This is a genomic window from Pseudomonas sp. GW821-FHT02C04 (genome assembly GCF_059421845.1).
In genome coordinates, this window is the sequence record NZ_JBWKVT010000007.1 from 302,996 (window position 1) to 327,836 (window position 24,841).

Sequence of the window (24,841 nt, forward strand, 5' to 3'; positions counted from 1 at the left end):
TGATTCGATACTCTCGACGGTCTCAGTTCACAGCGGACGTCGCTTCGACATGACGCGGCAATGTCACCCGGATACGGGTGCCGCGCTGGCTCTGAACATCAGCCGGGCTGTCGATGGTGATTTGTCCATAATGCTCTTCAACGATGGAATAGACCAGTGCAAGGCCCAGACCGGTGCCTTCGCCAGGATCCTTGGTGGTGAAGAAGGGTTCGAACAATCGGTCCATGATGCTCGATGGAATACCGCTGCCTTCGTCCTCGACGATCAGATCGACCGTGTGTTCGCCGGCTTCGCTCTTGACCCGTACCGCACTGCCGGCAGGCGAGGCGTCACGGGCGTTGGAGAGCAGATTGATCAGAACCTGGGCGAGCCGCTGCGGGTCGCCTTCGACCCAGTGATCGGGGTCGCACAGGTTGTAGAACTGGACTTCGAAGTTGCGTCGGTTCAGGGCCAGCAGACCGATGGCATCCTGAGCCACTTCCGCCAGACAGACGGGCTCGTCGCTGTGCTGATGGCTGCCGGCATGGGCGAAGCTCATCAGCGACTGCACGATGCGCGACACGCGTTTGGTCTGCTCTAGGATCTGGCCGCTGATTTCCGTCAGTTCGCCGTCGTCTTCACGCTCTTCTCGCAAATTTTGCGCAAGACAAGCGATGCCGGTGATCGGGTTGCCGATTTCATGGGCCACGCCGGCCGCGAGTCGGCCAATGCTGGCCAGGCGCTCGGAGTGCACCAGTTTGTCTTCGAGCATCTGGGTTTCGGTCAGGTCTTCCACCAGCAACACGAGGCCGCTGTTACCCGGCGCCAGTGGCTCGTCGATGGCCGCTTTGTGCAGGTTCAGCCAGCGGGTCTGGCCGTCGAGGGCCAGATGCTGCTTGTGCAAATGTTCGTCGGGCAGGTTGATGAAGCCTTGCAGCAATTCTTTCCACGGATTGGCGATGGTGCTCAAGCGCGATCCGACGACCCGTTGCGCGGCAATCCCGGTCAGCTCTTCCATGGCCTTGTTCCACATCAGGATCTCCTGATCCTTGGCCAGCGAGCAGACGCCCATCGGCAATTCCTGCAGGGTCTGGCGGTGGTAGCGGCGCAGGGCATCGAGTTCGGCGGCCAGGCCGGTGAGGCGCGAGTGGTAATCCTCAAGGCGACTCTCAATGAAGTGGATGTCTTCGGTGACGTAGTTTTCGCCACCGGCCTTGTACGGCAGGAAGGTTTCCACCATGTCCTGGGCGACGCTCGGGCCCATCAGGCCGGAGAGGTTGGCTTCGATCCGGTCACGCAGCCGGCGCAAGGCGTAAGGGCGGCGTTCGTCGAACGGCAGGTAAAGGTCGCGCAGGGCCTGCTCGACTTCCTTTTGTGCCGCTTTGGCGCCCAATGGTTTGGCCAGTTGAGTGGCGAATTCCTGCGGTGAGGCCGCATGCAGTTCCCGGCGTTGCGGGCGACGCACGTTGTCCACCGCGCAGGCTTCGGCGGCGCTGGCCTCTTCAGGGCTGGCATTGGTGAACAGCGAAATCAAGGTGAACATCAAGACGTTGGCCGCCAGCGAGGCGATGGCCGCCATGTGCCAACTGGTGTCGTCCAGCACGTAGATCATGTTCAGCAGCGGAATATAGAAACCCTGCAGATTGCCGACCAGCGGCAGCAGCATGGTCACCACCCACACCAGAATCCCCGCCAGCAGACCGGCGATGAAACCGCGGCGGTTAGCGGTCGGCCAGTACAGCACCGACAACACGCCGGGCAGGAATTGCAGGGTCGCCACGAACGCGACGATGCCGAGGTTGGCCAGGTCCTGCTCGGCGCCGAGCATCAGGTAGAAGCAGAAGCCCGCCATGATGATCGCGACGATCAGTGCCCGGCGGGTCCATTTCAACCAGCGGTAGATGTTGCCTTCGGCCGGTGGCTGATAAAGCGGTAGCACCAGATGGTTCAGGGCCATGCCCGACAGCGCCAGCGTGGTGACGATGATCAGGCCGCTGGCTGCCGACAGACCGCCGACATAAGCCAGCAGCGCCAGCGACTTGCTATTGGCGGCGATGCCGATGCCGAGGGTGAAGTATTCCGGATTGGTGGTCGCCCCGAGTTTCAGGCCGGCCCAGAGAATCAGCGGTACTGCCAGGCTCATCAACAGCAGGAACAGCGGCAGGCCCCAGCTCGCACTCACCAGCGAACGCGGGTTGAGGTTTTCGGTGAAGGTCATGTGATACATGTGCGGCATTACGATCGCCGAGGCGAAAAACACCAGCAGCAACGTGCGCCACGGGCCTTCCTGCAATGGCGTGTGCAGGGCGGCGAGGGCGGTCTGGTTCTGCAGCAGCCACAGTTCAAGCTGTTGCGGGCCGTCGAACACACCGTACAACGCGTAGAGGCCGACGCCGCCGAGAGCGGCCAGTTTGATTACCGATTCGAAGGCAATCGCAAACACCAGCCCTTCGTGCTTTTCGCGGGTAGCGATATGGCGTGAGCCGAAGAAAATCGTGAACAGGATGATCAGCGCGCAGAACGCGAGGGCCACGCGACTCTGCACCGGTTCGCCGGTGAGGATGCCGATGGAGTCGGCCACGGCCTGGATCTGCAACGCCAGCAACGGCAATACACCGATCAGCATGAAAATCGTGGTCAGCGCACCGGCCCAGGTGCTGCGGAAACGGAAGGCGAACAAGTCCGCCAGCGACGAGAGTTGATAGGTGCGGGTGATCTTCAGGATCGGATACAGCAGCACCGGTGCCAGCAGAAACGCGCCGGATACTCCGAGATAACTCGACAGAAAGCCGTAGCCATACTGATAAGCCAGACCGACCGTGCCGTAGAACGCCCATGCACTGGCGTAGACCCCCAGCGACAAGGTGTAGGTCAACGGATGGCGAATGATCGCCCGCGGGATCATGCCCCGTTCACTGATCCAGGCCACTCCGAACAGCGCGGCCAGGTAGGCGGCGCTGATCAGCAGCATCTGGGTCAGGCTAAAGCTCATCGGCATCTTTTTGGCTCTGAAGGATGAAGGTCACGACGATCAGGATCAGCCAGAGCAGATAAGGGCGATACCAGGCGCCCGTGGCGTCGATCCACCAATCCATGATGGCGGGAGAAAACAGGTAGATCCCCACGACCAGAAGCAGGACCAAGCGATAGATGTACATCCCGGCCTCTCTTTTTTATGCGCGTGCCCGAAAACGTGCGGCGATGGTAACGGATGGGCGCGCCACTGCAAGTGTCGTCACAGCAGTTGCGCTTCGGGCAGGGTCAGTGTGCGCGGGATTTTCGAGGCATCCCAGTGGGCGCTGCCCCAGTTCAACAGTTCTTGCGGCGAGGCGTGGGCCAGTTCGGCGCCGGGATTTTGCCCCAGCGCGCGTAAGGCGCGCAGCAGCAGTGGGGTGGCCTGATCGGCTTCCAGCGGCGGCGAGCGGTAGGACTTGCCGAGCTTGTTGCCGTCGGGCTGGGTAATCAGCGGCAGGTGCAGATAACGTGGCTGGCGCAGGCCCAGCAGTTCTTGCAGGTAGAGCTGGCGCGGCGTCGAGTCGAGCAGATCGGCGCCGCGCACGATGTCGGTGATGCCCTGCCAGGCGTCGTCCAATACCACCGCCAGTTGATAGGCGTAGAGGCCGTCGCGGCGACGGATCACGAAATCACCCACGTCACGGCCCAGGTGCTGACGGTATTCGCCCTGCACCCGGTCGATGAAGTGATATTCCAGCTCGGGCACGCGCAGGCGGATCGCGGCGTTTTCCTGACCATGGCCGGCATTGCGGCACAGTCCTGGATAAATGCCGTGATAAGGCTCCAGTTGTTTGCGCGAGCAGGTGCAGGCGTAGGCGAGGCCGTGATTGAACAGGCTGTCGAGCACTTGCGCGTAGGCTTCATGCCGGTCGCTCTGGCGGACCATTTCGCCGTCCCATTCGAAACCGTAGCTTTCCAGCGCCTTGAGAATCGCGGTCTGCGCGCCCGGCTCTTCCCGGGGCGGATCGAGATCTTCCATGCGCACCAGCCAGCGGCCATTCACCGAACGGGCATCCAGATAAGAAGCCAGTGCAGCCACCAGCGAACCGAAGTGCAGGTGTCCACTGGGTGTAGGCGCAAAGCGGCCGATGTAGGCGGGGGAGGTGTTGGCAGTCATGAGAGCGATGCTACTAGAGAGTCAAAAAACAGCAGAAACAAAAACGGAGCGTTCGCACGCTCCGTTTCTCGTTCAGGTCGGGATTACTTGCCGACCTGCTTTTCCTTGATTTCCGCAAGGTTCTTGCAGTCGACGCACATGTCGGCGGTCGGGCGGGCTTCGAGGCGCTTGACGCCGATCTCGATGCCGCAGGAATCACACCAGCCGTACTCTTCGTCTTCGATCAGTTGCAGCGTCTTGTCGATCTTCTTGATCAACTTGCGCTCGCGGTCGCGGGCACGCAGCTCAAGGGCGAATTCTTCTTCCTGGCTGGCACGGTCGGCCGGATCAGGGAAGTTGGCTGCTTCGTCTTTCATGTGATCAACAGTGCGGTCGACTTCCTGCATCAAGTCCAGTTTCCACTTGGTCAGGATCTTGGTGAAGTGCGCGCGCATGGGCTTGCCCATGTACTCTTCGCCTTCGGCCGGAACGTAAGGTTCGAAACCGCTGATCGCCTGTTGCTGCTGTTGCTTTGCTTGGGTGGGCATGAAATGGACCGCCTCTACTCTTGTAATCCATTGCGCAGGATTGCTCCATCACCGACACCTGCCGGCCCTGCGGCTGCAAGCGGGCGAACTTACCAGATCAATTCGGCCCGCGCTACTCCCGGATGTCGAGCCCGCGGCCGGTGGTGCTTGCAAATGTTTGCCAAGCCATGTCTGGTGGTGCTGGAGACCTGACAATCAATCATTTTAGTCAATCCTGGAGCGTACGCTCGGGTCGTTACAGTCCAGTGTTCTTGAGGCTGTGACCGCTACGGGTTCTCGCTCGTTCCGGCAGATGGGTAGAATCGTTTCTTTTCCCTCGTTGAAGGAAGGCCAATGGCTCAGCCCTACAGTGCGCGCAGTCGTGCGATCGAACCGTTCCATGTGATGGCGTTGCTGGCGCGGGCCAATGAATTGCAGGCCGCCGGCCACGACGTGATCCACCTGGAAATCGGCGAACCGGACTTCACGACCGCCGAACCGATCATCCGCGCCGGCCAGGCCGCGCTGACGGCGGGGAAAACCCGTTACACCGCCGCCCGTGGCATTCCTGAGCTGCGCGAGGCGATTTCCGGTTTCTACCAGACCCGCTACGGCCTGAATATTGATCCGCGACGGATTCTGATCACGCCGGGCGGCTCCGGGGCGCTGCTGCTGGCCAGTGCGTTGCTGGTGGATCCGGGCAAGCACTGGTTGCTGGCCGATCCCGGTTATCCGTGCAACCGGCACTTTCTGCGACTGGTCGAGGGCGCGGCGCAGCTCGTTCCTGTCGGGCCGGACGTTCGCTATCAACTGACGCCTGATCTGGTGGAGCGCCATTGGGATCACGACAGTGTCGGCGCATTGGTCGCCTCGCCGGCCAACCCGACCGGCACGATTCTGACCCGCGATGAGCTTTCGGGGTTATCCACAGCCATCAAGGCGCGACACGGGCATCTGGTGGTGGACGAGATCTACCATGGCCTGACTTACGGCACCGATGCTGCCAGCGTGCTGGAAGTCGACGACAGCGCGTTTGTCCTCAACAGTTTCTCCAAATACTTCGGCATGACCGGTTGGCGTCTCGGCTGGCTGGTGGCGCCGGATGCGGCGGTCAGTGAGCTGGAAAAACTCGCGCAGAATCTCTACATCAGCGCACCGAGCATGGCCCAATATGCGGCGCTGGCCTGTTTTGAGCCGGAGACCATTGCGATCCTCGAGGAGCGCCGAGCTGAATTCGGCCGTCGCCGAGATTTCCTGCTGCCCGCACTGCGGGAGTTGGGCTTCAATATCGCCGTAGAGCCGGAAGGTGCGTTCTACTTGTACGCCGATATCAGCCAGTTCGGCGGTGATGCCTTCGCGTTCTGCCGGCATTTCCTCGAAACCGAGCACGTGGCGTTCACTCCGGGCCTGGATTTCGGTCGCTATCAGGCCAGTCATCACGTGCGCTTTGCCTACACGCAAAACCTTCCTCGCCTACAGGACGCGGTGGAACGCATCGCCCGTGGCTTGAAGAGCTGGCAAGGCTGATGCGCTTTCATCCTCCTCTTGAAGAAGGTCGGTTGATCCGCCGTTACAAGCGCTTTCTCGCCGACATCGAAACCGTTGGCGGCGAATTGCTGACGATTCACTGCCCGAACACCGGCTCGATGCTCAATTGTCAGGTCGAGGGCGGTCAGGTCTGGTTCAGCCGTTCCAATGATCCCAAGCGCAAGTTGCCCGGTACCTGGGAAATCGGCGAAACCCCGCAGGGCCGGTTGTTCTGTGTGAACACCGGGCGCGCCAACGCGCTGGTCGAAGAAGCGTTGCAGGCCGGTGTCATCAGCGAGTTGAACGGTTTTACTGCGCTGAAACGCGAAGTGGCCTACGGACAGGAAAAAAGCCGTATCGACTTCCGCCTCGAATACCCGACAGGGCCGGCGTACGTGGAAGTGAAAAGCGTCACGCTGGGGTTCGACGGTACGGCGGTGGCGGCCTTTCCCGATGCGGTGACAGAGCGCGGCGCCAAACACTTGCGTGAGCTTGCGCATCTGGCGCGCGACGGGATTCGGGCGGTGCAGTTGTACTGCGTGAACCTGACCGGCATCGAGGCGGTGCGTCCTGCCGTGGAAATCGACTCGGCCTACGCTGGTGCCTTGCGCGAGGCGGTGGCGTCCGGGGTCGAGGTGCTGGCTTATGGTGTGCGGTTAAATCATGAGGAAATGTTGATCGATCGTCGGCTGGACGTATTGCTCGACGGTTAAACGTCGACCCACAGCCCTTGTGCGTCCTCACGGCAATCGATGACCGTCAGCGATTGCCCGGCGCAGGGGCCCGCCACGCATTCACCGTCCTCGATCAGAAACAGTGCGCCGTGTGTCGCGCACTGGATCAGGCTGTTGCTCGGGTCGAGAAACTGGTCGGGTTGCCATTCCAGACCAACGCCCCGGTGCGGGCAGCGGTTGAGGTAGACGTACGCCTGGCCGGCCCTGCGCACAGCAAACAGTTTTTTGCCGTCGATCTCGAAACCGCGGCTGGCGGCCTCGGCCAGATCGGCGCCCGTGCACAGAAACTTCATGGCTATCCTCAAGTGTCAGCTCATGTCCGGATATGTCCGAGCTTGACGTTTAAATGCAAACAATTATCAAATGGCCGCCTTCGCCCGCTGCGCGGTGACCGCTGCCGAGGATACTTGGCCTGCCGTCCCGATGCCCGGGAAAATCCTTCAAGGAAGCTGTCTATGCGCCTGAGTACCCGCGTTGCCGTGCTGTGTGTCGGACTTTTTGTCAGCCACCAGGCTGCAGCGGCCCAATTGCCGCAACGCTGGGTCAGTGCCGGCGGTGCGCTGTCGGAGTGGGTCAGTGCATTGGGCGGCGAGGCGAAACTGGTGGGCGTCGACACCACCAGCCAGCATCCCGAATCCCTCAAGTCGCTGCCCAGCATTGGTTACCAGCGCAGTCTGTCGGCCGAAGGCATCCTCAGCCTGCGCCCGGACATCCTGATCGGCACCGAAGAAATGGGCCCGCCACCGGTGATCTCGCAGGTTCGCGGTGCCAAGGTGCAGGTGGAATTGTTCTCCGCTCAGCCGGATCTGCCGACGCTGGAAAAAAACGTCACCCATCTGGGCCAGTTGCTGGGCGCCGAGACTCAGGCGACGCAACTGCTGCGAAGTTATCAACAGCAACTCGACGCACAGAAGGCGCGGGTGGTTGAGATGCAGTCAAAACACAAGGCTCCCGGTGTGTTGTTGCTGCTCGGGCATGCCGGCGGCAAACCATTGATTGCCGGCAAGGACACCGCCGCCGATTGGCTGCTGCAACAGGCGGGCGGGCACAACCTGGCCACCCACACCGGTTACAAACCGTTTTCCGTGGAATCCCTGGCCGGGCTCGACCCTGAGGTGCTGGTGTTTGCTGACCGTGCATTGACCGGCGAGGCGGCGAAAGCGGCGCTGTTCAAGGAAAACCCGATCCTCAATTCAAGCCGTGCGGCCAAGTCCGGACGTGTGCTGGAGCTGGACCCGACGCTGCTGGTCGGCGGGCTCGGGCCGCGTTTGCCGGGAGCGCTGAAAACCCTGTCTGACGGTTTCTACCCGACCCAGAGCGGCCAATGACCACGCTGGTCAAACCCCGTGGGTTGTTCATCGGCCTGACCCTGCTGTGCTTGCTGGCAATCTGGCTGTCGCTGGCCTTGGGGCCGGTCAGCCTTCCGCTGTTCGATACCTTGAGGGCGGCCTTGCGCATGGTCGGCGTGCCGCTGGCGCCGGACGGGCTGGAACAGGCTGAACTGATTCTCGGACAGATTCGTTTGCCGCGGACCTTGCTCGGGTTGGCCGTCGGCGGCGTGCTGGCGTTGTCCGGTGTGGCGATGCAGGGGTTGTTTCGCAATCCGTTGGCCGATCCCGGGTTGGTTGGCGTCTCCAGTGGCGCTGCTTTAGGCGCGGCGGTGGCGATTGTCGGCGGTTCGTTTTTCGGCGGTTTGCCGGAGTGGTTCGGGCCGTACCTGTTGTCGGTGTGTGCGTTTCTCGGTGGCCTTGGTGTGACGGCGCTGGTCTACCGGCTCGGCCGTCGCAACGGGCAGACCAATGTCGCGACCATGTTGCTGGCAGGCATCGCCCTGACTGCGCTCGCCAGTTCTGCTGTGGGGCTTTTTACCTATCTGGCGGACGACGCGACTCTGCGAACCCTGACTTTCTGGAACCTTGGCAGTCTCAACGGCGCGAGTTACGCGCGGTTGTGGCCGCTGCTGATCATCAGCGCCGGTGTCGCGTTATGGCTTCCTCGCCGGGCGAAGGCACTCAATGCGTTGTTGCTTGGGGAGTCGGAAGCCGGGCATCTGGGGATCGATGTCGAGCGGCTCAAGCGTGAGCTGGTGTTCTGCACGGCGTTGGGTGTCGGGGCGGCAGTGGCGGCGGCAGGGATGATCGGCTTCGTCGGGCTGGTAGTACCGCATCTGGTGCGTTTGCTCGCCGGGCCGGATCATCGCGTGTTGTTGCCGGCTTCGGTGCTGGCCGGTGCCAGTCTGTTGTTACTGGCGGACCTGGTGGCGCGGCTGGCGCTGGCGCCAGCAGAGTTGCCGATCGGTATCGTCACCGCATTCATCGGCGCGCCGTTCTTCCTTTATCTGCTGCTGCGAGGGCGTGCCTGATGTTGCGTGCGCACAATCTGCACATCCGTCGTGGCCGCAAGACCGTGCTGGCTGACGTCGATCTGCAACTGGAGTCGGGTGAAGTGCTCGGTGTGCTCGGCCCCAATGGCGCCGGCAAAAGCACTTTGCTCGGGGCGTTGTGCGGGGAACTGACGCCCAGTGAAGGCAGCGTTTCCCTCGACGGCGAAGCCTTGAGTCATTGGAGTGGTACTCAGCGTGCCCAACGGCTGGCGGTGTTGCCCCAGGTGTCGACGCTGGATTTTGCCTTTCGCGTCGAAGAAGTGGTCGGGATGGGGCGTTTGCCTTACCAGACCGGCAGAGTGCGCGACGACGAGATTGTTGCCGCCGCGTTGCTGGCTGCGGATGCCGGTCACCTGAGTGGTCGCAGTTATCTGGCGCTCTCCGGTGGCGAACGCCAGCGGGTGCATCTGGCCCGCGTGCTGGCGCAGTTGTGGCCGGGGCAGGCCGGGCAGACGTTGTTGCTGGACGAGCCGACTTCGATGCTCGACCCTTTGCATCAACACACCACGTTGCAAACCGTGCGTGAGTTTGCCGATCGTGGCGCTGCAGTGATGGTGATCCTGCATGATCTGAACCTGGCGGCGCGCTATTGTGATCGCATCTTGCTGCTTGAAAGCGGGCGCCCGGTGGCGCTGGACACGCCGCAGCAGGTGTTGCGTCCGGAATCGCTCAAGGCCGTATTCGGTCTGGAGGTTTTGGTGCAGTCACACCCGGAGCGCGGGCATCCGCTGATCATCGCCCGCTGATTTCGTCATCGAGGTGAAAGCATGCGTGGGATTTTGCTGTTTGCGGTGTTGTTGCTTGGCGGTTGCCAACATGTCGCTCCGCCACCGGTCAGTGGCGAGATTCGCGACTTGCGCAGCGGAACACTGATTACCCCGCAAGAATTGCTGACGCGTCTGGGCAAGCCAGCACGAGTGATCGTCGGTGAGCAACATGACAACGCCGATCATCATGCCGTGCAATTGTGGCTGTTGCAGACGCTGGGCGAAGCGCGTCCCCAAGGCAGTCTCCTGCTTGAAATGCTGACACCCGATCAACAATCGCGGGTTGATGACGTACGCCATTCCGCAAAGCCTCCTGTCGATCTTCCGGTCGAGTTGGCGTGGCAGGACGGTTGGGACTGGAAACTCTACGGGCCGATTGTGCGGTTTGCTTTCACGCAACCGTATCCACTGCTGGCGGCCAATCTCGATAACATTGAAATTCGTGCGTTGTATCGCGACCCTCCGGTTTTGAAGGGAGCTCGCAGCAACGCCGAGTCGGTGAAAAACGAACTGGCCGGGCAGATCAACGATTCTCACTGCGGCTTGCTGCCCCAATCGCAAATGCCGGCGATGCTGGCGGTGCAGCAGCAACGGGATCGGCGGATGGCCTCACGATTGATGGCGGCGCCTGCGCCGGCATTGTTGTTCGCTGGTGCGTTCCATGCGCGCAAGGATGTTGGTGTGCCGCTGCATGTGCTGGATCTGGGCGCGCCCGAAGCACCGACGGTGCTGATTCTGGCGGAGCAGGGCAGCGAGGTCACGGCGGCCATGGCCGATTATGTCTGGCTCACACCGGCCACGCCGAAACCGGATTACTGCGCCGAAATGCGTAAACAGTTCGGCCAATGACTTTCTCGCAGGCAAAAAAAGACCCGGTAAAAACCGGGTCAAATAACCGTGATTAGCCTGATGAGGAGATAATCTGAGAGTCCGAACCAAGGGCTTTTCAGAATATCGACTGATCTCGCGACCAGTTGTGATAATCATAGCGATTCTCATTAACAAGTCAACGTGTGTTTTTCCATTTCTTCGGTTTTGTTTGGGGAATGGCTGAAAAGCCCTGCAAACACTGGGCTTCAGCTTGGACGGTCAAGTGCCGTGAGCTGCTTGTTGAGCTGGTCGATGCGCCGCGCCATGCTTTCGATCAGGCTGTGGGCGATTTTCGGATTGCTGCGGGTCATGCTCAAAAACTGATCGCCTGGAATCAGCATCACCGTGCTCGGCTCGCAGGTAACGACGGTAGCGTTGCGAGGTTCGCCGGTGAATATCGCCATGGCGCCGAAGATCTCGTCCTTGGGCACATCGCCGACCTTATGCCCGTCGACGAATGCCTGCGCGTGTCCCTCGATGATTACGAACACGTGATCGGCGGGATCGCCCTCGCGGATCAACACTTCTCCGGCCTCGACCCGTTTAAAGCCATTGGTGCTGCGAAACTCCCGTGGCTTCAGTTCGGCAACCGCATGGGCCAGCAGCGCCATTTGTCCGAGCAGATAGTGCAGAAATTGCTCCGAACGTGCCGGCTCTGAATACACATGCTGAAACAAATCGCGTCGACGATAGGGCAGGAGGCTCAGCGGTCCGTCCGAACGCAGGACGCAATCCGTCCAGTCCGGGCTTTGTTGCAGACCGATCAGATCACCTTCCTGCCAATAGAAAAGCGCCCGGCCACCGAACTGGCCGTTGATGATGCCCTCTGTCAGTAAGAACAACTGATCACCCGGCAATTGCGCCATCAGATCATTCGTGGCCTCCAGTTGCAGCACGGCCCCGCACGGTTCAAGGTCCCGCAGAAATTGACCGGGCAGACTCTGCAAACGGTTGATCATTGCTTCGGCCGGCGCCGATTGTTCCCCGAGCAGATACATGAAGGTGAGTGCCCGTCAGTTCTTGTGGCGAGAGGAAATGGCTTCGAGCTGTTTGTTCAGTGCGTCCTTGCGTTCAGCGGGGATGTCGTTCCAGTGCACATCCATCAAGGCGCCTTCGATTGCATACAACAACACCTTCGACGCCCGGAACCCGCGCGTGCGCACGGCCCGATAGGCATCCACGGCGCCCAGGCGACGCAGATCCGAGGCGCTGTGGATGCCCACGGCATGCAGCCATTGCGCCGACGTCTTGCCAAGATTCTTCAGGTGTTGCAGTTCATCATTCATCAAGCCTCCTTGCGACGGCCGAATGGTGCGTGGGCGAGCTTCTCAGGAGTGTAGCCATCAGTAGGAAAAGCGTGGTTGTTTGGTCGGATTAGACGCAAACGCTTCTAAGAAAGGTCAGGTTTTCGCTGATGGATCAGGACGGGGAGGGCGTGGGAAAAGAACGAATAGCACGCAGTCCAGCGCAAAGCGGGGGCGCTGGACGGGTCGGCCTCTCGGTGGCTTAGCGAGTGCGATAGCGCAGGCGTGTACCGAAGTTCATCGACATCAGGATTTCGTCTGCACTCAGTTCCGGCGGGAAGTAAGCACCGGAAATCTGCGCATGGGCCAGGCTCGCACCTTCCAGTGCGGCGTTGCGAAAGTCGATGCCGCGCAGATCAGCGGAACGGAAGTAGGCGTCCCGGAAATCCACGCCATCGGCGTTCAGTTCACGCAGGTCGAGGCCGCGAAAATCACCGCCGACCATGTCGATCGGACCGTCTTTCGGACGTTCTTTGTTGAAACCGGTTATGTCGTCTTTGTGCAGCAAGGCATAAAGCGGGGTGTCGAGAAGTTTCGGCTGGCTCATGTCAGATCACCTGTTGGTTTTATGACGCCAGTATAGTGCCACTATTTGACGGCCGTGAAGCGAGCGAGGGCTTCACGGCCGAAATAGTTTCTTACAGACCTGGCAGGCGCTGGCGGATTTGCGCCACGACAGTGTCCAGGGTGCCGGACTCATTGGTCTGCACGCGCTTGCTGCGCAGGATTTCGTCCGGGGTCAACGCTTCACGATTGGCTTGTTGCGCTTCGATCACCGCCAGTGTGGCGTCGGACGGATCCTTTTTGTCTGCCTGACGCAGGGCCAGCCAGCTCTCGATCACCGCTTGTGGCGCGTTGCAGTCGAGGATCAGGAACGGCGTGCCAGTGGCCTCGGCGACCTTGGCTGCGCTGTCACGTTGTTCGCGCTTGAGGTAAGTGGCATCGATCACTACCGGGAAACCGGCGTGCAGGATTACTTCGGCGATTTCATGCAGACGAGCATAAGTCGCGGCGCTGGCATCGGCGCTGTATATGCCGGCCTGAACATCGTTGGCGACGGTTTGTTCGCCGAACAGACGCTTGCGCTCCACATCGGAACGCAGGCGAATTGCGCCCAGCGCCTCGACCAGACGCATGGCTACGTGGCTTTTGCCTACAGCGGATACGCCGTGGGTGATTGCCATGAAGCGCGAAGGAATGGTGCTGTAGCTTTCCGCCAGGTTGGCGTAGTTGCGGTACTGGCGCAGGGTAGTGGCGCGCTGCACCGGCGTTGCGTCGGCAGGCATGCTGAACAGCGCAACTTTCGCACGGACCAGCGCGCGGTATGCCTTGTAGAAGTTCAGTACTTCCAGGCCCTGATAGTCGCCGGTCAGCTCCAGGTATTGGCTGATGAAACGGCGGGCCAGGGATTTCAGACCACGGTCTTCCAGGTCCATCGCGAGGAAACCGGTGTCGGCCCAGACGTCGGTGAAGCGGAACGGCTCGTTGAATTCGATGCAGTCGAAAATCACCACTTTGCCGTCGATCAGCGTGGCGTTACCCAGGTGAATGTCACCGTGGCATTCGCGGGTGAAACCTTGTGCCTTGCGCTGGGCGAACAACGGCTTCAAGCGTTCGAAGCTGCTTTCGGCCCAGGCTTGCAGGGCATCCAGTTGCAGCAGATCGGCTTTGTCGCTGAGGAACGGCAGGATCTGTTCGAAGTTCTGGCGTACCGGCGCCATCACGCTTTCAGGGGTGCCGGCATCGTGCTCGGCCGGGACTTTCGGCGCGCTGAGGTGGAAGCGAGCAATCTGCTCGGCCATTTCGTCGATGTGTGTGGTGGTCAGCTCGCCATTGGCTTGCAGGGTGCTCAGCAGGCCGGTCTGCGGGAACTGGCGCATTTTCAGCACGTATTCGATGGCCGGGCCTTCGCCGCCCAGTTGAGGGGCTTCGGCAGTGCCGGTGACCGGAATTACTTCCAGATACAAATCGTCGGTCAGGCGCTGGTTGAGGCGCAGTTCTTCGCCGCAGAAATGCTCGCGGGATTCGAGGCTGGTGAAGTCGAGAAAGCCGAAGTTCACCGGCTTCTTCACTTTATAAGCGAAAGGACCAGTGAGCAGGACCCACGAGATATGGGTTTCGATGACCTGAAACCCTTCGACAGGGTGCGCAAACAGGGCCGGGTTTTGCAGGGCGGCGATCAGGGACTGGCTCACAGGCGATCCTTCAGAGACTGGGGAAATTCGAGGTCGCCATTATGGCCGCTCGCCAGCCCGACGCAAACCTCGGAGCGCTCCTGTTGAGTATGAATAAAGTGCGTATAATCCGCCGCCATGACTCGTACTCGATCCCCCCGCACCCCTAAAAAACCACCTTCCCGGGGCCTGAGCCCATGGTTGGGCTGGGCCCTTAAACTCAGTCTGGTCGGCCTTGTGGTGCTGGCTGGCTTCGCCGTTTACCTCGATGCGGTGGTGCAGGAGAAGTTCTCCGGCAAGCGCTGGACCATCCCGGCCAAGGTATACGCGCGTCCGCTCGAGCTGTTCGTCGGACAGAAACTGAGCAAGGACGATTTTCTCACCGAACTCGATGCCCTCGGCTATCGCCGCGAAGCCGTGAGCAATGGCCCCGGCGCTGCCGCCGTCAACGGCAATACCGTCGATTTGAACACCCGTGGCTTCCAGTTCTATGAAGGCCTCGAGAAACCGCAGCCGGTGCGCGTGCGTTTCTCCGGTGACTACGTGGCCGAGCTTTCGGCGACCAACGGTTCGAAGCTGTCGGTGGTGCGTCTGGAGCCGCTGATGATCGGCGGGATCTACCCGAAAAACCTCGAAGACCGGATTCTGATCAAACTCGATCAGGTGCCGCCGTACCTGCTGGAAACCCTGGTCGCCGTGGAAGACCGGGATTACTACAGTCACTGGGGCGTGTCGCCGAAGTCGATTGCCCGGGCCATCTGGGTCAACACCTCTGGGGGCAAGATGACTCAGGGCGGCAGTACGCTGACCCAGCAACTGGTCAAGAACTTCTACCTCACCAACGAACGCAGCCTGACGCGCAAGCTCACCGAAGCGATGATGGCGCTGTTGCTCGAGGTGCATTACGACAAGAAGGAAATTCTTGAGGCTTACCTCAATGAAGTCTTCGTCGGTCAGGACGGTCAGCGTGCGGTGCACGGTTTCGGTCTGGCCAGTCAGTTCTTCTTCGGCCAGCCATTGTCCGAGCTGAAACTGCATCAGGTTGCGCTGTTGGTCGGCATGGTCAAAGGTCCGTCCTATTACAATCCGCGTCGCAACCCCGAGCGTGCGCTGGAGCGCCGCAACCTGGTGCTCGACGTGCTTGAGCAGCAGGGTGTCGCCTCTGCCGAGCAGGTGGAAGCCGCGAAGAAAATGCCGCTGGGCGTGACCTCGCGCGGCAAACTGGCCGACAGCTCGTTCCCGGGCTTCATCGACCTGGTCAAGCGTCAATTGCGTGAAGACTACCGCGACGAAGACTTGACCGAGGAAGGTCTGCGGATCTTCACCAGTTTCGATCCGATCCTGCAGATGAAAGCCGAAGCTTCGGTCAACGACACCTTCAAGCGCCTTTCCGGTCGCAAGGGTTCCGATGACGTGGAAGCGGCGATGGTCGTGACCAACCCGGAAACCGGCGAAGTCCAGGCGATGATCGGCAGCCGTCAGGCCAGTTACGCCGGGTTCAACCGGGCGCTGGATGCGGTGCGGCCGATCGGCTCGCTGGTCAAGCCTGCGGTTTATCTGACGGCATTGGAGAAACCAAGCCAGTACACGCTGACCAGTTGGCTGTCGGACGATCCGCTTTCCATCAAGGGCGCAGACGGTCAGGTCTGGAAACCGCAGAACTATGATCGTCGCTCCCACGGTACGGTGTTCCTCTATCAAGGGCTGGCGCACTCCTACAACCTGTCGACCTCGCGTCTCGGGCTGGCGGTGGGGGTTCCGAATGTCCTCAAGACCATCGGGCGCCTGGGCGTAACCCGTGAGTTCCCGGCGTTCCCGTCGATGCTGCTGGGTGCCGGTGGCATGACGCCGATCGAAGTGGCGACCATGTACCAGACCCTCGCCAACGGTGGCTTCAATACACCGATGCGCGGGATTCGCAGCGTGCTGACCGCCGAGGGCGAGCCGCTCAAGCGTTATCCGTTCCAGATCGAGCAGCGTTTCGATCCGGCCTCGATCTACCTGATCCAGAACGCCATGCAGCGCGTCATGCGTGAAGGTACCGGCAGCTCGGTCTACAACGTGTTGCCCAAGACCCTGACGCTGGCCGGCAAGACCGGTACCAGTAACGATTCGCGCGACAGCTGGTTCGCCGGCTTCAGTCAGGATCTGCTGGCAGTGGTCTGGCTCGGACGCGACGATAACGGCAAGACGCCGTTCACCGGTGCTACCGGTGCGTTGCAGGTCTGGACCAGTTTCATGCGCAAGGCCGATCCGCTGCCGCTGGACATGCCGCAGCCGGACAACGTGGTTCAGGCGTGGGTTGATTCGCGTACCGGCCAGGGCTCTGATGCCAACTGTCCGGGCGCCGTGCAGATGCCGTATATTCGCGGCAGCGAACCGCCACCCGGCGCCTCCTGCGCGGGCGAAAGCCCGGCGTCGAGCGAGTCGGTGATGGATTGGGTCAAGGGCTGGATGAATTAAGCGAAGAGGGTTTCAAGTGAACAAGTGGTTGATTCCAGCGGTGACCGCCGTGGCTTTGCTCAGCGGCTGCTCCACCGTACAGCGTGGTTCGATCCCGGTTGTCGATTCGGGCACGGCTGTGTCTAACAGCGAACGCATTTCGGCCAATGGCGGTTTCCGCCAGACGACGGTGAAACGTCCTGTGCAGGGCCAGACTCAGGCTATCCCGCAGGGCGATACCGGTGTGGTGGTGATGGTGCCGGGCGGCGCTGCGACGTCAACGCCGATCAGCAGCTCGCCGATCGTTCCGGGTCCGGCGTCCGGTGGTATCACAGCGGGGCCATACAACCCTTCGCCGGTCGAATCGGCACCGATCAGCTCCGGCAGCTACAGCATGCCTTCGACGCCTAGCGGCATTCCATCGGCTAGCAGCGGCGGCGGTCTGTCTGCCGACGAGCAACTGGACGGTCCGGTGCTCGCCTTGTTGACTACCGCGCAGCAACAGCAGGCCGGTGGCGATCTGAACGGTGCGTCCTCCAGCCTTGAGCGCGCTCAGCGTGTTGCCCCGCGTGAGCCACAAGTGCTTTACCGTCTGGCGCAGGTGCGCATGGCTCAGGGCGATGCCCCGCAAGCCGAGCAAACTGCCCGCCGCGCGCTGACCATGGCCAACGGTCGTCCGGACTTGCAGGCCAGCCTGTGGGAACTGATTGCCCAGGCTCGCGAAAAACAGGGTGATTCCGCCGGCGCCGCACTGGCCCGTCAGAAGGCCAAGGTTTCGCTGTGATGGACGCTCGCTTCTCGAAAGTCGCCGATCAACTGCTGTTGATCGAGCGCGAACTGCGCACCCAGGGCTGGTGGGATGACGTCCAGCCTTCGGCTGAAGCCTTGAGCAGTGTCGAGCCATTCTCGGTCGACACTCTCGATTTCGAACAGTGGCTGCAATGGATCTTCCTGCCACGGATGAAGATGATCCTCGAGCAGGACCTGCCATTGCCCAATGCCTCGGGCATTCAGGAAATGGCCGAAATGGTCTTCGCCCAGCGCAATCTGCAGGGCAAGGATCGGCAGTTGCAGGTGTTGCTCAAAGAGTTCGACCTGCTGATCACTGCTTCGCGCTGAACGGCCGACTGCCAGTGATCACTGGCAGTTCTCGGCAATCTGCTTCTGCGTCTCAGCGATACGCTCCTGACGTTGCGTATCGCTGAGCCGACGCAGTTCCCCCTCGGTCTCTTCCCTCAAGCGCGGATTGTTCTGTAGCTGCGCCAGGTTCGTGCGTGCCTGTTCGCAGAAGGTTTTTAGCTGAGCCTGTTGCTCGGCGACCTGTTTCCTGACCTTGTCGTCGATGGCTTTCTGATCGCCCAACGCGCCGCTGCCGGGCATGGCAACAGGGCGCGGAGCGGGCGAGGGCGGCGTTTGCACTGTGGTCGCCGATTGACCCTGCGGCGGCTGCGCATCGAAATGCGTGACACCTTGGGCATCGACCCATTTGTAGATCTGACCGGCCATGCACCAGGGGCTGAGGCCGATCAGCAGTATGACGAGGAGCGTTCGCATGCTGATTCCTTGGCAAAATTGCGCAATTGACGCTATCAGAGTAGCGCTTTTCAGGTTTTTTCTTGCGTTCTCATGTGCTTACCCACAATTAAGCACATTGACGGCTTGACTTGGAGAGGGCGAAACAGAAGAATCCAAAGTCCGCTGTACAGGGACTGCCAGAAGCAGACCCTCTCGGCAGATCATGAGGCGCATATCCGCGTCGACCTGTTACACCCGCAACGCGTTACCTCGCGCTGGGTGGGAAAGGCCCGCAACACTTGGGACGATCCCAATACTTGCTCAGTCAGTGCTGACGTAGTCGGCGACCACCGTCGCTCATGCTCTGCCGAGAAGTAAACCTATTAAGACCCGTTCGCCTTTTTGTGGACGGTATTCTGGCGTTTTAGAGGTGAACAACGTGGAGCTTTTATCTGGCGGTGAGATGCTCGTCCGCTTCTTGCGTGACGAAGGCGTCAAATATATCTACGGGTACCCGGGTGGTGCTCTCCTTCATGTTTACGATGCCCTGTTCAAAGAACCGGAAGTGACCCACATCCTGGTTCGTCACGAACAAGCGGCTACCCATATGGCTGACGGCTACGCCCGTGCCACCGGTAAAGCCGGCGTGGTATTGGTGACTTCCGGTCCAGGCGCCACAAACGCCATCACCGGTATTGCCACGGCCTACATGGACTCGATTCCGATGGTGATCATTTCCGGTCAGGTGCCAAGCACCATGGTCGGTACCGACGCGTTCCAGGAAACCGACATGATCGGTATCTCCCGGCCGATCGTGAAGCACAGCTTCATGATCAAGCACGCGTCGGAAATCCCGGAAGTCATGAAGAAAGCCTTCTACCTGGCGCAATCCGGTCGTCCGGGCCCGGTCGTGGTCGATATCCCGAAAGACATGACCAACCCGGCCGAGAAGTTCGAATACATCTTCCCGAAGAAAGCCAAACTGCGTTCCTACAGCCCGGCCGTTCGCGGTCACTCGGGACAAATCCGCAAGGCAGCAGAAATGCTCCTGGCAGCCAAGCGTCCAGTGATGTACGCCGGTGGCGGTGTGATTCTGGGCCACGGTTCGGAGCCTTTGACCGAATTGGCGAAGATGCTCAACCTGCCAGTGACCAATACTCTGATGGGCTTGGGTGCCTACCCTGGCACTGACCGTCAGTTCATCGGCATGCTCGGCATGCATGGCAGCTACACCGCGAACCTGGCGATGCACCATGCCGACGTGATCCTGGCGGTCGGTGCGCGTTTCGACGATCGCGTGATCAACGGCGCGCCGAAGTTCTGCCCGAACGCCAAGATCATTCACATCGACATCGACCCGGCTTCGATTTCCAAGACCATCAAGGCTGACGTGCCAATCGTTGGCCCGGTGGAGAGCGTCCTGACCGAAATGGTTGCGATCCTCAAGGAAATCGGCGAGACCCCGAACAAGGAAGCGGTCGCCAGCTGGTGGAAGCAAGTCGACGAGTGGCGTGGTGATCGCGGCCTGTTCCCTTACGACAAGGGCGACGGCAGCAAGATCAAGCCGCAGACCGTGATCGAAACCCTGTGCGAAGTGACCAAGGGCGACGCCTTTGTGACCTCCGACGTGGGTCAGCACCAGATGTTTGCTGCGCAGTACTACAAGTTCAACAAGCCGAACCGCTGGATCAACTCCGGTGGTCTGGGCACGATGGGCTTCGGTCTGCCGGCCGCGATGGGTATCGCCTTGAGCTTCCCTGAGTCGGACGTTGCGTGCGTCACCGGTGAAGGCAGCATCCAGATGAACATCCAGGAGCTGTCGACCTGCCTGCAATACGGTTTGCCGGTCAAGATCGTGATCTTGAACAACGGTGTATTGGGCATGGTTCGTCAGTGGCAAGACATGAGTTACGGCAGCCGTCACTCGCACTCCTACATGGAATCGCTGCCCGACTTCGTCAAGCTGGCCGAGGCCTATGGCCACGTCGGCGTGCGCATCACCGAATCGAAAGATTTGAAGTCGAAGATGGAAGAAGCGTTCGCCCTGAAGGATCGCCTGGTGGTGCTCGACATTTCGGTCGACACCAGCGAGCACGTCTACCCGATGCAGATCAAAGACGGCTCCATGCGCGATATGTGGCTGAGCAAGACGGAGCGTACCTAATCATGCGGCACATTATTTCCTTGCTTCTGGAAAACGAACCCGGTGCTTTGTCTCGCGTAGTCGGCCTGTTCTCGCAGCGCAACTACAACATCGAAAGCCTGACCGTGGCGCCAACCGAAGACCCGACCCTGTCGCGTCTGACGCTGACCACTGTCGGCCACGATGAAATCATCGAGCAGATCACCAAAAACCTGAACAAGCTGATCGAAGTGGTCAAGCTGGTGGACCTGTCGGAAAGTGCTCACATCGAGCGCGAACTGATGCTGGTCAAGGTCAAGGCCACTGGCGCCCAGCGCGCCGAGATCAAACGCACCACCGATATTTACCGTGGACAGATCGTCGATGTCAGCGCCAGCGTGTATACCGTTCAGCTGACCGGTACCAGCGACAAGCTCGACAGCTTCATTCAATCCATCGGCACCGCATCGATTCTGGAAACCGTCCGTAGTGGCGTCACCGGTATTGCCCGCGGCGACAAAGTACTCAGCATCTAAACCAAATTAGCGAATGGCCTGAACGGCCTGGATATAAAGGGGAAATTCATGAAAGTTTTCTACGATAAAGACTGCGACCTGTCGATCATCCAGGGCAAGAAAGTTGCCATCATCGGTTACGGCTCCCAGGGCCACGCTCAAGCGTGCAACCTGAAAGATTCCGGTGTCGACGTTACCGTCGGTCTGCGTAAAGGTTCGGCTACCGTTGCCAAGGCTGAAGCCCATGGCCTGAAAGTGACTGACGTTGCTTCCGCCGTTGCTGCTGCCGACCTGGTCATGATCCTGACCCCGGACGAGTTCCAGTCTTCCCTGTACAAGAACGAAATCGAGCCGAACATCAAGAAAGGCGCCACCCTGGCCTTCTCCCACGGCTTCGCGATCCACTACAACCAGGTTGTTCCGCGTGCCGACCTTGACGTGATCATGATCGCGCCGAAAGCTCCGGGCCACACCGTACGTTCCGAGTTCGTGAAAGGCGGCGGTATCCCTGACCTGATCGCGATCTACCAGGACGCCTCGGGCAACGCCAAGAACGTTGCACTGTCCTACGCCGCCGGCGTTGGTGGCGGTCGTACCGGCATCATCGAAACCACCTTCAAGGACGAGACTGAAACCGACCTGTTCGGCGAACAAGCCGTTCTGTGCGGCGGTACCGTTGAACTGGTAAAAGCCGGTTTCGAAACCCTGGTTGAAGCTGGCTACGCGCCGGAAATGGCCTACTTCGAGTGCCTGCACGAACTGAAACTGATCGTTGACCTCATGTACGAAGGCGGTATCGCCAACATGAACTACTCGATCTCCAACAACGCTGAGTACGGCGAGTACGTGACCGGCCCGGAAGTAATCAACGCCGAGTCCCGTCAGGCCATGCGCAACGCCCTGAAACGTATTCAGGACGGCGAATACGCCAAAATGTTCATCAGCGAAGGCGCAACCGGCTACCCTTCGATGACCGCCAAGCGTCGTAACAACGCCGCTCACGGTATCGAAATCATCGGCGAGCAACTGCGCTCCATGATGCCGTGGATCGGTGCCAACAAGATCGTCGACAAAGCCAAAAACTAAGTCGTCGACCCTTGTATGAAAAAAACGCGGCCTCGGCCGCGTTTTTTCGTATGGGCGGGCGGTTCTGGTATAAAGCTGCATCGTTTGTGGCCGAACCGTCGTCCCAGACACCTGTCGAAAATGTCCAATCCGTTGCAAGGTAATGTCCATGAGCGAACGCCCCGAAGAGCCGAACCAGGCTTCAGACGCCGAAAGCCTGCTGCCCATCGATGAGCATGTCGAAGAAGGGCATGACGCAGAAGGTCGTAAAGTCCGGCATCGTGGTATCTATCTTTTGCCGAATCTGTTCACCACTGCGAACCTGTTTGCAGGGTTCTATTCCATCATCAATTCGATGAGCGCCCAGGCTGCGTTGAGCGCCGGGGACTCGGCGAATGCGAGCAAGTACTTCGCCTTCGCGGCTATCGCGATCTTTGTTGCCATGGTGCTCGACGGTCTCGACGGTCGTGTGGCGCGCATGACCAACACGCAAAGTGCATTCGGTGCCGAGTACGACTCGCTGTCGGACATGGTTGCGTTTGGCGTCGCGCCGGCATTGCTGGCATTCGGCTGGGCCTTGGGTGACATGGGCAAGGTCGGTTGGATGGTCGCCTTCATCTATGTGGCCGGTGCGGCGTTGCGTCTGGCGCGCTTCAATACTCAGGTGGGCACCGCAGACAAGCGTTACTTCATCGGTCTGGCCAGTCCGGCAGCTGCCGGTGTGGTCGCGGGGATTGTCTGGGCATTCAGCGATTACGGGATCCAGGGTTCGAAGATGTCGTTCCTGGTTGCACTGATGGTGGCAGCTGCCGGCATGCTGATGGTCAGCAACATCAAGTACAACAGCTTCAAGGAGCTGGACCTGAAAGGGCGCGTGCCATTCGTGGCGATCCTGGCGGTGGTGCTGGTGTTCGCCGTGGTGTTCAGTGATCCTCCGCGTATTCTGCTGTTGGTGTTCCTTGCCTATGCGGCCTCGGGCCCTGTGCAGTACCTGTTGCATCTTCGTCGCCACAAAAACGTCGAGTGATGTAATTTCCCTCATACTCCGCAGTCTATGGGTGCATCTGTCCTCCAAAACTGCGGAGTTGTCATGCTGATCAAAATCCCCAAAGCGTCCGACTGCCATGAGTCGGACGTCACGCCTGAATCCATTTATCTCTCTCGCCGGCAATTGCTCGGAGCAACTGCGGCAGGCTTGGCCGTGAGTAGTTTGCCGCGTTGGGCCAGTGCCGAAGAGGCCGCCCGTTATGCGGATGTCGAGTCTGGCAATGCGCCCGCCTGGTTTACCGAAAAACAGCCTTCTATTAAATGGGGGGCGGTGAACGTCAAGGATGAGGTGATCACGCCCTATAAGGACGCGACCCACTACAACAACTTCTATGAGTTCGGTACCGACAAGGGTGACCCGGCGGCCAATGCCGGATCACTGAAGACCGAACCCTGGAGTGTGGTGGTGGACGGGGAGGTGGGGAAGCCGGGGCGCTATGCACTGGAGGACTTCATGAAGCCTTACCAGTTGGAGGAACGCATCTATCGCCTGCGTTGTGTCGAGGCCTGGTCGATGGTCATCCCTTGGATTGGTTTTCCCATTTCGGCGCTGCTCAAGCAGGTGGAGCCGACGTCCAATGCCAAATTCATTCGTTTTGAAACCTTGCAGGATCCCAAGAGCATGCCCGGACAGCGGTCGGGTTTTGCCCTGATCGACTGGCCTTATGTAGAAGGCTTGCGTCTGGATGAGGCGATGAATCCATTGGCGATCCTGGCTGTGGGCATGTACGGCCGTGAATTGCCAAATCAGAACGGTGCGCCGTTGCGTCTGGTGGTGCCATGGAAGTATGGCTTCAAGAGTGTCAAATCCATCGTGCGGATCAGTCTGGTCAGTGAGCAGCCAAAGACGACCTGGCAAAGCATTGCGGCCGATGAATACGGTTTTTATGCAAATGTGAACCCGATGGTTGATCACCCTCGCTGGACTCAGGCTCGGGAACGGCGCCTTCCTAATAGTCTGTTCAAGCCGAATGTGCGTGATACGCAGATGTTCAACGGTTACTCGGACGAAGTCGCTTCTTTATATACAGGGCTCGATCTGCGGAAGAATTACTGATGCGATATCCGTTCTGGCGTGTGGGCGTTTTTATTGCGGCGGCTATCTGGCCGTTGTGGTGGTTCTATCAGGCCTTTGAGGATCTGCTCGGGCCAGACCCCGGAAAAGTCCTGGTTGATCGACTTGGGCTCGGGACGCTGGTGTTGCTACTGATCACGTTGAGCCTGACTCCGCTGCAGAAGCTTACGGGGTGGGGAGGGTGGATCGCTGTGCGCCGGCAGTTGGGGCTCTGGTGTTTTGCGTATGTGGTTCTGCATTTATGCAGCTATATGGCATTCATTCTGGGTTTCGACTGGTCGCAACTGGGAGTGGAGTTGCGCAAGCGTCCGTACATTATTGTCGGTACGCTTGGATTCCTGGGGTTGCTGGCATTGGCGGTGACGTCCAACCGCTATAGTCAGCGCCGTCTGGGTGCGCGCTGGAAGAAGTTGCACCGGCTGGCGTATGTGATTCTCGGGCTTGGATTGCTGCATATGCTGTGGATTGTGCGCGCCGATCTCAAGGAGTGGGCGGTCTATGCCTCTATAGGTGGGCTGCTTCTTGTGCTGCGGCTTCCGCCGGTAGCCCGTCGAATCCCGCGTTTGCTGGGTAAAAGGCAGGTTTTGCAAGAAAAGCGCAATTAAGAGTTGACGGCAGATTCTGGAGGCCTATAATTCGCCCCACTTCCGGCGCAGTCGAAACGGAAAACTCCTTGAAGTTCAA

General features: G+C 60.0%; 25 protein-coding genes. 15 read left to right on the top strand and 10 right to left on the bottom strand.

Annotated elements, in window-relative coordinates; genetic code table 11:
- Nucleotides 1-22 precede the first annotated feature (22 nt).
- The 4 genes from AC07VV_RS24310 to dksA form a co-directional block, all read right to left on the bottom strand.
- On the bottom strand, nt 23-2,977 hold the full coding sequence (locus AC07VV_RS24310; protein ID WP_495037682.1) for a sensor histidine kinase: 2,955 nt from the start codon (nt 2,975-2,977) through the stop codon (nt 23-25).
- Nucleotides 2,961-3,137, bottom strand: coding sequence for a hypothetical protein (locus tag AC07VV_RS24315; protein WP_003176118.1), 177 nt, complete (start codon nt 3,135-3,137; stop codon nt 2,961-2,963). The genes AC07VV_RS24310 and AC07VV_RS24315 overlap by 17 nt, the downstream gene beginning before the upstream one ends.
- A gap of 77 nt (nt 3,138-3,214) precedes the next feature.
- Nucleotides 3,215-4,111: a tRNA glutamyl-Q(34) synthetase GluQRS gene (gluQRS, locus tag AC07VV_RS24320; RefSeq protein ID WP_495037683.1), complete on the bottom strand. Its 897-nt coding sequence runs from the start codon at nt 4,109-4,111 to the stop codon at nt 3,215-3,217.
- A gap of 83 nt (nt 4,112-4,194) precedes the next feature.
- Nucleotides 4,195-4,638: an RNA polymerase-binding protein DksA gene (dksA, locus tag AC07VV_RS24325; RefSeq protein ID WP_085712147.1), complete on the bottom strand. Its 444-nt coding sequence runs from the start codon at nt 4,636-4,638 to the stop codon at nt 4,195-4,197.
- Between the two features lie 333 nt (nt 4,639-4,971).
- Between dksA and AC07VV_RS24330 the strand changes: the two genes are divergently transcribed.
- Complete coding sequence (locus AC07VV_RS24330) at nt 4,972-6,144, top strand: pyridoxal phosphate-dependent aminotransferase (RefSeq protein ID WP_495037684.1); 1,173 nt, start codon at nt 4,972-4,974, stop codon at nt 6,142-6,144.
- On the top strand, nt 6,144-6,857 hold the full coding sequence (gene sfsA / locus AC07VV_RS24335) for a DNA/RNA nuclease SfsA (protein ID WP_495037685.1): 714 nt from the start codon (nt 6,144-6,146) through the stop codon (nt 6,855-6,857). Before AC07VV_RS24330 ends, sfsA begins: the two co-directional genes overlap by 1 nt.
- Here sfsA and AC07VV_RS24340 read toward each other — a convergent pair.
- Complete coding sequence (locus tag AC07VV_RS24340; protein ID WP_102621079.1) at nt 6,854-7,171, bottom strand: Rieske (2Fe-2S) protein; 318 nt, start codon at nt 7,169-7,171, stop codon at nt 6,854-6,856. The two genes, sfsA and AC07VV_RS24340, sit on opposite strands and share 4 nt — an antisense overlap.
- A 162-nt stretch (nt 7,172-7,333) precedes the next feature.
- Between AC07VV_RS24340 and AC07VV_RS24345 the strand changes: the two genes are divergently transcribed.
- The 4 genes from AC07VV_RS24345 to AC07VV_RS24360 are packed head-to-tail and all read left to right on the top strand — an operon-like array spanning nt 7,334 to nt 10,877.
- A complete protein-coding gene (locus AC07VV_RS24345) occupies nt 7,334-8,206 on the top strand; it encodes a heme/hemin ABC transporter substrate-binding protein (protein WP_495037686.1) in 873 nt (290 codons plus the stop codon).
- A gap of 50 nt (nt 8,207-8,256) precedes the next feature.
- Nucleotides 8,257-9,240 carry a FecCD family ABC transporter permease gene (locus AC07VV_RS24350; RefSeq protein WP_495037696.1) on the top strand — a complete coding sequence of 328 codons (984 nt, stop codon included), beginning with the start codon at nt 8,257-8,259 and terminating at the stop codon, nt 9,238-9,240.
- Nucleotides 9,240-10,007 carry a heme ABC transporter ATP-binding protein gene (locus AC07VV_RS24355; RefSeq protein ID WP_495037687.1) on the top strand — a complete coding sequence of 256 codons (768 nt, stop codon included), beginning with the start codon at nt 9,240-9,242 and terminating at the stop codon, nt 10,005-10,007. The genes AC07VV_RS24350 and AC07VV_RS24355 overlap by 1 nt, the downstream gene beginning before the upstream one ends.
- Before the next feature lie 21 nt (nt 10,008-10,028).
- Nucleotides 10,029-10,877: a ChaN family lipoprotein gene (locus tag AC07VV_RS24360; protein WP_495037688.1), complete on the top strand. Its 849-nt coding sequence runs from the start codon at nt 10,029-10,031 to the stop codon at nt 10,875-10,877.
- 227 nt (nt 10,878-11,104) lie between these two features.
- On the opposite strand, the gene AC07VV_RS24365 is transcribed toward AC07VV_RS24360, so the two are convergent.
- The 4 genes from AC07VV_RS24365 to AC07VV_RS24380 all read right to left on the bottom strand — a co-directional run bounded on the left by AC07VV_RS24365 (nt 11,105) and on the right by AC07VV_RS24380 (nt 14,397).
- Complete coding sequence (locus AC07VV_RS24365) at nt 11,105-11,896, bottom strand: Crp/Fnr family transcriptional regulator (RefSeq protein ID WP_495037689.1); 792 nt, start codon at nt 11,894-11,896, stop codon at nt 11,105-11,107.
- A gap of 15 nt (nt 11,897-11,911) precedes the next feature.
- On the bottom strand, nt 11,912-12,184 hold the full coding sequence (locus AC07VV_RS24370; RefSeq protein ID WP_003228231.1) for a TfoX/Sxy family protein: 273 nt from the start codon (nt 12,182-12,184) through the stop codon (nt 11,912-11,914).
- 220 nt (nt 12,185-12,404) lie between these two features.
- Nucleotides 12,405-12,749: a pentapeptide repeat-containing protein gene (locus AC07VV_RS24375; protein ID WP_096820917.1), complete on the bottom strand. Its 345-nt coding sequence runs from the start codon at nt 12,747-12,749 to the stop codon at nt 12,405-12,407.
- A gap of 91 nt (nt 12,750-12,840) precedes the next feature.
- Entirely contained in the window at nt 12,841-14,397 is a 1,557-nt protein-coding gene (locus AC07VV_RS24380) for a bifunctional aminoglycoside phosphotransferase/ATP-binding protein (protein WP_495037690.1), read from the bottom strand.
- A 117-nt stretch (nt 14,398-14,514) separates the two neighbouring features.
- Between AC07VV_RS24380 and mrcB the strand changes: the two genes are divergently transcribed.
- The 3 genes from mrcB to AC07VV_RS24395 are packed head-to-tail and all read left to right on the top strand — an operon-like array spanning nt 14,515 to nt 17,937.
- A complete protein-coding gene (gene mrcB / locus AC07VV_RS24385) occupies nt 14,515-16,839 on the top strand; it encodes a penicillin-binding protein 1B (protein ID WP_495037691.1) in 2,325 nt (774 codons plus the stop codon).
- 16 nt (nt 16,840-16,855) lie between these two features.
- Nucleotides 16,856-17,602, top strand: coding sequence for a tetratricopeptide repeat protein (locus AC07VV_RS24390; protein ID WP_096820920.1), 747 nt, complete (start codon nt 16,856-16,858; stop codon nt 17,600-17,602).
- Nucleotides 17,602-17,937 (top strand): YqcC family protein, encoded by a 336-nt coding sequence (locus AC07VV_RS24395; RefSeq protein ID WP_192559002.1) that lies wholly within the window; start codon nt 17,602-17,604, stop codon nt 17,935-17,937. The genes AC07VV_RS24390 and AC07VV_RS24395 overlap by 1 nt, the downstream gene beginning before the upstream one ends.
- 18 nt (nt 17,938-17,955) lie before the next feature.
- On the opposite strand, the gene AC07VV_RS24400 is transcribed toward AC07VV_RS24395, so the two are convergent.
- Complete coding sequence (locus AC07VV_RS24400) at nt 17,956-18,372, bottom strand: DUF4124 domain-containing protein (protein ID WP_495037692.1); 417 nt, start codon at nt 18,370-18,372, stop codon at nt 17,956-17,958.
- Nucleotides 18,373-18,772: 400 nt separating this feature from the next.
- Here AC07VV_RS24400 and AC07VV_RS24405 point away from each other — a divergent pair, with 400 nt between their 5' ends.
- From AC07VV_RS24405 to msrQ, 6 genes are all read left to right on the top strand, one after another.
- Nucleotides 18,773-20,497 (top strand): acetolactate synthase 3 large subunit, encoded by a 1,725-nt coding sequence (locus AC07VV_RS24405; RefSeq protein WP_495037693.1) that lies wholly within the window; start codon nt 18,773-18,775, stop codon nt 20,495-20,497.
- Nucleotides 20,498-20,499: 2 nt separating this feature from the next.
- Nucleotides 20,500-20,991: an acetolactate synthase small subunit gene (gene ilvN, locus AC07VV_RS24410; RefSeq protein WP_003205610.1), complete on the top strand. Its 492-nt coding sequence runs from the start codon at nt 20,500-20,502 to the stop codon at nt 20,989-20,991.
- A 48-nt stretch (nt 20,992-21,039) separates the two neighbouring features.
- Nucleotides 21,040-22,056, top strand: a complete 1,017-nt coding sequence (gene ilvC / locus AC07VV_RS24415) for a ketol-acid reductoisomerase (protein WP_003228216.1) — start codon at nt 21,040-21,042, stop codon at nt 22,054-22,056.
- Nucleotides 22,057-22,204: 148 nt separating this feature from the next.
- The gene (gene pssA, locus AC07VV_RS24420) at nt 22,205-23,062 is read left to right on the top strand and encodes a CDP-diacylglycerol--serine O-phosphatidyltransferase (RefSeq protein WP_085712132.1); all 858 of its coding nucleotides are present in this window, start codon (nt 22,205-22,207) and stop codon (nt 23,060-23,062) included.
- Between the two features lie 63 nt (nt 23,063-23,125).
- Nucleotides 23,126-24,139 carry a protein-methionine-sulfoxide reductase catalytic subunit MsrP gene (gene msrP / locus AC07VV_RS24425; protein ID WP_495037694.1) on the top strand — a complete coding sequence of 338 codons (1,014 nt, stop codon included), beginning with the start codon at nt 23,126-23,128 and terminating at the stop codon, nt 24,137-24,139.
- Nucleotides 24,139-24,762: a protein-methionine-sulfoxide reductase heme-binding subunit MsrQ gene (gene msrQ / locus AC07VV_RS24430; RefSeq protein ID WP_495037695.1), complete on the top strand. Its 624-nt coding sequence runs from the start codon at nt 24,139-24,141 to the stop codon at nt 24,760-24,762. Before msrP ends, msrQ begins: the two co-directional genes overlap by 1 nt.
- The last annotated feature ends 79 nt before the right edge of the window (nt 24,763-24,841 follow it).

Bases quoted from the DNA above. Each gene is read 5' to 3' on its own strand.
- ilvN (WP_003205610.1), top strand. From the start codon at position 20,500: ATGCGGCACATTATTTCCTTGCTTCTGGAAAACGAACCCGGTGCTTTG.
- AC07VV_RS24355 (WP_495037687.1), top strand. From the start codon at position 9,240: ATGTTGCGTGCGCACAATCTGCACATCCGTCGTGGCCGCAAGACCGTG.
- pssA (WP_085712132.1), top strand. From the start codon at position 22,205: ATGAGCGAACGCCCCGAAGAGCCGAACCAGGCTTCAGACGCCGAAAGC.
- AC07VV_RS24360 (WP_495037688.1), top strand. From the start codon at position 10,029: ATGCGTGGGATTTTGCTGTTTGCGGTGTTGTTGCTTGGCGGTTGCCAA.
- AC07VV_RS24340 (WP_102621079.1), bottom strand. From the start codon at position 7,171: ATGAAGTTTCTGTGCACGGGCGCCGATCTGGCCGAGGCCGCCAGCCGC.
- AC07VV_RS24395 (WP_192559002.1), top strand. From the start codon at position 17,602: ATGGACGCTCGCTTCTCGAAAGTCGCCGATCAACTGCTGTTGATCGAG.
- AC07VV_RS24365 (WP_495037689.1), bottom strand. From the start codon at position 11,896: ATGTATCTGCTCGGGGAACAATCGGCGCCGGCCGAAGCAATGATCAAC.
- AC07VV_RS24315 (WP_003176118.1), bottom strand. From the start codon at position 3,137: ATGTACATCTATCGCTTGGTCCTGCTTCTGGTCGTGGGGATCTACCTG.
- msrP (WP_495037694.1), top strand. From the start codon at position 23,126: ATGCTGATCAAAATCCCCAAAGCGTCCGACTGCCATGAGTCGGACGTC.
- msrQ (WP_495037695.1), top strand. From the start codon at position 24,139: ATGCGATATCCGTTCTGGCGTGTGGGCGTTTTTATTGCGGCGGCTATC.
- mrcB (WP_495037691.1), top strand. From the start codon at position 14,515: ATGACTCGTACTCGATCCCCCCGCACCCCTAAAAAACCACCTTCCCGG.
- AC07VV_RS24310 (WP_495037682.1), bottom strand. From the start codon at position 2,977: ATGCCGATGAGCTTTAGCCTGACCCAGATGCTGCTGATCAGCGCCGCC.
- ilvC (WP_003228216.1), top strand. From the start codon at position 21,040: ATGAAAGTTTTCTACGATAAAGACTGCGACCTGTCGATCATCCAGGGC.
- gluQRS (WP_495037683.1), bottom strand. From the start codon at position 4,111: ATGACTGCCAACACCTCCCCCGCCTACATCGGCCGCTTTGCGCCTACA.
- sfsA (WP_495037685.1), top strand. From the start codon at position 6,144: ATGCGCTTTCATCCTCCTCTTGAAGAAGGTCGGTTGATCCGCCGTTAC.
- dksA (WP_085712147.1), bottom strand. From the start codon at position 4,638: ATGCCCACCCAAGCAAAGCAACAGCAGCAACAGGCGATCAGCGGTTTC.
- AC07VV_RS24345 (WP_495037686.1), top strand. From the start codon at position 7,334: ATGCGCCTGAGTACCCGCGTTGCCGTGCTGTGTGTCGGACTTTTTGTC.
- AC07VV_RS24375 (WP_096820917.1), bottom strand. From the start codon at position 12,749: ATGAGCCAGCCGAAACTTCTCGACACCCCGCTTTATGCCTTGCTGCAC.
- AC07VV_RS24370 (WP_003228231.1), bottom strand. From the start codon at position 12,184: ATGAATGATGAACTGCAACACCTGAAGAATCTTGGCAAGACGTCGGCG.
- AC07VV_RS24330 (WP_495037684.1), top strand. From the start codon at position 4,972: ATGGCTCAGCCCTACAGTGCGCGCAGTCGTGCGATCGAACCGTTCCAT.
- AC07VV_RS24400 (WP_495037692.1), bottom strand. From the start codon at position 18,372: ATGCGAACGCTCCTCGTCATACTGCTGATCGGCCTCAGCCCCTGGTGC.